The sequence below is a fragment of the Tepidiphilus sp. HLB4 genome (assembly GCF_054823945.1).
Window position 1 is genome coordinate 1 of the sequence record NZ_JSYB01000074.1, and the last position, 1,019, is coordinate 1,019.

The window sequence follows — 1,019 nt, forward strand, 5'->3', positions numbered from 1 at the left end:
GAAATTTACAGAAAAAAGGTTGCACAACCGTCGATGAGGCCGGCCAACCCAAAAAGGAACACGAACTACCCTTCAAGTTCAGCATGATGATCCCCGCCTTCAAAGGGGTCGATGCCGTGGCCGCCGTCGATGGATTGTGCAATCCGCGCGGGTTCGTGCTCATCGACGAATACCAGCGCAGCAAGAAATACCGCAACATCTTCGCCGCCGGCGTGTGCGTGGCCATTCCCCCGGTGGAAGTCACGCCCGTTGCCACCGGTGCCCCCAAGACCGGCTACATGATCGAGACCATGATCTCGGCCATCGTCGAGAACATCGCCGCCGAACTCTCGGGTAAGCCGACCACCGCCAAGGGCAGCTGGAATGCCATTTGCCTGGCCGACATGGGCGACACGGGCGCGGCTTTCGTGGCGCTGCCACAAATCCCGCCGCGCAACACCAACTGGTTCAAGATGGGCAAGTGGGTGCACCTCGCCAAGATCGCCTTCGAGAAGTACTTCCTCTACAAGATGAAGACCGGCAGTTCCGAACCGATCTACGAGAAGTACATCCTCAAGCTCCTGGGCGTGGAACGACTGGGGCAATGAGGCGGCTGCGCCAAAGCGAAAACGCCGACCCGCTCGAATAGAGCAGGGTCGGCGTAACGGTAAAGATGGAGCGGGAAACGAGACTCGAACTCGCGACCCCGACCTTGGCAAGGTCGTGCTCTACCAACTGAGCTATTCCCGCATAGATTCTGGAGGCGCGGGCCGGAATCGAACCGACGTCCAAGGATTTGCAGTCCTCTGCATAACCACTCTGCCACCGCGCCGTAGACGCCGATTCCTGACGGACTCGCGCCCGAAGTAATCGGTTGGAGCGGGAAACGAGACTCGAACTCGCGACCCCGACCTTGGCAAGGTCGTGCTCTACCAACTGAGCTATTCCCGCTCGCGAGAAGCGCAATTGTAAGTAAACGCCTCACCCTTTGTCAATAGCCTGCACCGTAATGTAAGAGCAAAATAGTAATGTCCGCTCTG

1 protein-coding gene and 3 tRNA genes are annotated in these 1,019 nt (G+C 58.4%); 1 reads left to right on the forward strand and 3 read right to left on the reverse strand.

What is annotated here, in order from left to right; genetic code table 11:
- Positions 1 to 587, forward strand: a 587-nt coding sequence (locus OA56_RS09570; protein WP_461584958.1) for an NAD(P)/FAD-dependent oxidoreductase, incomplete at its 5' end; no start/stop codon positions are given.
- Positions 588 to 653: 66 nt separating this feature from the next.
- On the opposite strand, the gene OA56_RS09575 is transcribed toward OA56_RS09570, so the two are convergent.
- From OA56_RS09575 to OA56_RS09585, 3 genes are all read right to left on the reverse strand, one after another.
- Positions 654 to 729: transfer RNA gene (locus tag OA56_RS09575), tRNA-Gly, on the reverse strand.
- Between the two features lie 8 nt (positions 730 to 737).
- A tRNA-Cys gene (locus tag OA56_RS09580) sits at positions 738 to 811 on the reverse strand.
- 43 nt (positions 812 to 854) lie between these two features.
- Positions 855 to 930, reverse strand: a tRNA-Gly gene (locus OA56_RS09585).
- Positions 931 to 1,019: the final 89 nt, after the last annotated feature.